Source organism: Methanospirillum sp. (genome assembly GCF_028679455.1).
Taxonomy (GTDB): domain Archaea; phylum Halobacteriota; class Methanomicrobia; order Methanomicrobiales; family Methanospirillaceae; genus Methanospirillum.
The window spans coordinates 1-3,157 of the sequence record NZ_JAJRBM010000090.1 but is presented as its reverse complement, the minus strand read 5'-3'; the positions used below and the strand labels follow the sequence as shown (position 1 = coordinate 3,157).

Genomic DNA, 3,157 nt, shown 5'->3' with positions numbered 1-3,157 from the left:
GTGTATGTTGGAGAAACAGACCTCGATGTTTCTGAATGCAATGTTCGTACAGGAGATGAAATCGCCTGGTGGGAATCTGGAAATCCACAGGGAACACCGACGGCCCGGGCAAAAATTACCGATACCCGCCATTTTACGGTAGACAAAGAAACATTCAGCGGTCACACCGGTAAATGGTATGAACTGATCGGAAAAAAGTCGGTCTTCTCAGTTGAAGAACCAACACTTGAGATTGATCTGAATGAAAACGGGATCGATACCGTACCTGCTTCAATTAAAAGAGGAAATCTGGTCTCATTCAAAATCTCAACAAACATGGCAGGATTAAGTCAGAGAGCAGGTTCTTCAGGTGTTCCGGTGACGATCAATATGACCGGACCCAATGATACGGTATATCACACGCTCAAATCTACCCGTACTGAAGAATTCAATCTGGATAAGGTGTATGCATATACATCACCATATGACACCGGTGCAGTCTGGGATACCTCTGATGAGAAGAAATTCCCGGACGGTGATTATACCATATCAGCGATCACCAATATCAACAAAATAAACGAAAATAACCCGGACACAGGAAAAACCAGTACAGAAAAGAAGACATACACTCTTGGAAAATCTGAAATAAAACCAACAGAAACAGAATCTGAAAAATCGGATAAGAATAGCAAGGATAAAGGGGCGAAGGTGAGTGCCGAGAGTACTACAAAGGAGAAGAAGTCAGTTAAAGGATCTGAAACCCCTACTGAAGAGCCCACGGAAGAGATTACCAGTGAGCCAACACAAGAAGAGAAAACCTCTAAATCAGCCTCCACAAAAGAACAGAAACCGGTGAAAGGAAATAAAACCGTCAGTAAAGAGCCAACTGAAGAAGTGACCAGCGAACCAACCAATGAAGGAAAGACAAACAAGACAACAAAAAAAGTCGGAAAGAATACCAGTAATCTGACAACAGAGAAAACCTTCAAACCCACCCCTGAAATTACAGAAGTTCAAACAACGATAGCAACCCCAGAACCAACCCCGGAAGTAACTGATGAACCAACTCCGGTGATCACCCCTCATCCGAAGAAAACATACCCACACCCCCCAAGTGCGAGTGCAACACCAACTCAGACAAGCCCTCTCCCGGTCGGCCTCATCATTACTGCCATATCAGCAGGGATCCTGCTTTTTGGTTCAAGACGTTACCAGTAGGCATCCACTCTTCAATTTTCTCTTTTATCACACCCATCGCCATCAGCCTCATTACTGAGTATGTCTTAGTATATTCCCATGAAGCGTGCATTGCTTTCAGTCTGGAACAAAGATGGCATCATCGAACTCGCCAGGGCTCTTGCTGAAGCCGGAGTTGAGATTCTAAGTTCCGGAGGGACGGCAAAGACCCTGGAAAAAGAAGGCATCCCAATCATTGAGGTATCAACCTATACCGGACATCCGGAGATGATGAATGGCAGGGTCAAAACGCTCCATCCAAGGATTCACGGAGGATTACTCGGCAGGAGAGGAAAAGATGACGCAGAAATGCAGCAGAACAACATTAATCCGATTGACCTGTTGGTTGTAAATCTTTATCCTTTTGAAGAGATGGCAAAACAGGCGTTACCCCTTGATGAACTGATCGAGTTCATTGACATCGGTGGACCTGCCATGATCCGGGCCGCTGCCAAAAACTTCAGGGACGTAATTGTTGTCATCGATCCCGAGGATTATCCTGCCCTTATCAGCGCAATAAAAAGCGATACTCCCATCGGGTATGATCAACGCCTGGCCCTCGCTAGAAAAGTTTTCACCAGAATGGCAGCATATGACGGTGCCATATCAAATTACCTGCAGAGTCTGGACGGTGGATTCCCTGATACTTTATCGGTCCAGTTTGGGAACAGGAGAGAACTTAGGTACGGAGAAAATCCACATCAGAAGGCGGCAGTGTATGGAGAGTCAGGAATAGCCGGTGCAGTACCCGTTCAGGGCAAGGCTATGTCATATAACAACTATCTCGATCTGGATGCTGCAGTATCTTTACTTAGGGAATTTTCAGAAACCGCTGCAGTCATTGTGAAACACAACAACCCCTGTGGAGTAGCAATCGGGCCTGATGTCTGTACAGCATATCTCAATGCACGTGAATCTGATCCGGTGTCAGCGTACGGCGGAATCGTAGCAGTAAACCGCGAAGTAGGGGAAGAGCTGGCAAAGGAGATTGCATCCACCTTCATTGAGGTGCTGATAGCTCCTTCATATACCGTGGGAACACTTCCCATCCTCGCTAGGAAAGAGAATATGCGAGTCCTCAAACTCCCAGAAGTTCAGGCCCGTACCGAGATCAGAACCATAGACGGGGGTGCTCTTGTACAGCGGAATACCAGTTTCCGTGAAGAGTGGGAAGTTGTTACCGATCGGGATCCCACTGCAGCAGAAGAGGCAGCAATGCATCTTGCCATGAAAGTCTGCAAACATACCAAGAGTAATGCTATCATTTTTGCAGACAGCACCAAAGCGATAGGTATCGGGGCAGGACAGATGAACCGGGTGGATTCTGCCAGAATTGCAGTATCCCGATCGCTTGCACCATTAAAAGGAACCGCAGTGGCTTCAGATGCCTTTTTACCATTCCCGGACACCCTGCAGGTTGCAGCGGAGGCAGGAGCGACTGCACTTATTCAGCCGGGAGGGTCAATCAGGGACGAAGAAGTGATTGCCGAAGCAAACCGCCTCAACATCGCGATGGTCTTTACCGGAGTCCGGTATTTCAGACATTGAACTGATGTTTCTTTTTTTTAATATACGGATGCGCACCGTTATGTATTTGAGGGGGCCGAAAGTACCTGTACTCATTCATGGATTCGTGTATCCCACTGCGTGATCTCATGTTAATGATGATCTCCCGGATAGAGGAGGTTGCACAGTCGATTGATCAGACCCAGGTGGAGTGCTTTCTCACCGAAATAAACAGGGCTGAGAGGATATTTGTGCTTGGTGCCGGTAGATCAGGATTTGTTGCAAAGTCTTTCGGTATGCGTCTGATGCATCTTGGTATGAATGCATATGTTGTCGGGGAAACAGTCACCCCTGCATTTCACCAGCGGGATACCCTGATCGCATTCTCAGGATCAGGCAAAACAAAATCGGTTCTCGAAGCGTGTGAGACAACCCG

3 protein-coding genes are annotated in these 3,157 nt (G+C 47.1%); all 3 read left to right on the top strand.

Going from position 1 to position 3,157, the window contains the following annotated elements; all coding sequences use genetic code 11:
* A partial coding sequence (locus LUQ50_RS02895) for a DUF3821 domain-containing protein (RefSeq protein WP_300035912.1) occupies positions 1 to 1,197 on the top strand: 1,197 nt, incomplete at its 5' end.
* Positions 1,198 to 1,275: 78 nt separating this feature from the next.
* The gene (gene purH / locus LUQ50_RS02890; RefSeq protein ID WP_300035909.1) at positions 1,276 to 2,763 is read left to right on the top strand and encodes a bifunctional phosphoribosylaminoimidazolecarboxamide formyltransferase/IMP cyclohydrolase; all 1,488 of its coding nucleotides are present in this window, start codon (positions 1,276 to 1,278) and stop codon (positions 2,761 to 2,763) included.
* Positions 2,764 to 2,840: 77 nt separating this feature from the next.
* The coding region (locus LUQ50_RS02885; protein WP_300035906.1) for an SIS domain-containing protein at positions 2,841 to 3,157 on the top strand (317 nt) is incomplete at its 3' end.

What these genes read in the sequence shown, in the direction of transcription:
- purH (WP_300035909.1), top strand. Translation starts at nt 1,276, where the DNA reads ATGAAGCGTGCATTGCTTTCAGTCTGGAACAAAGATGGCATCATCGAA.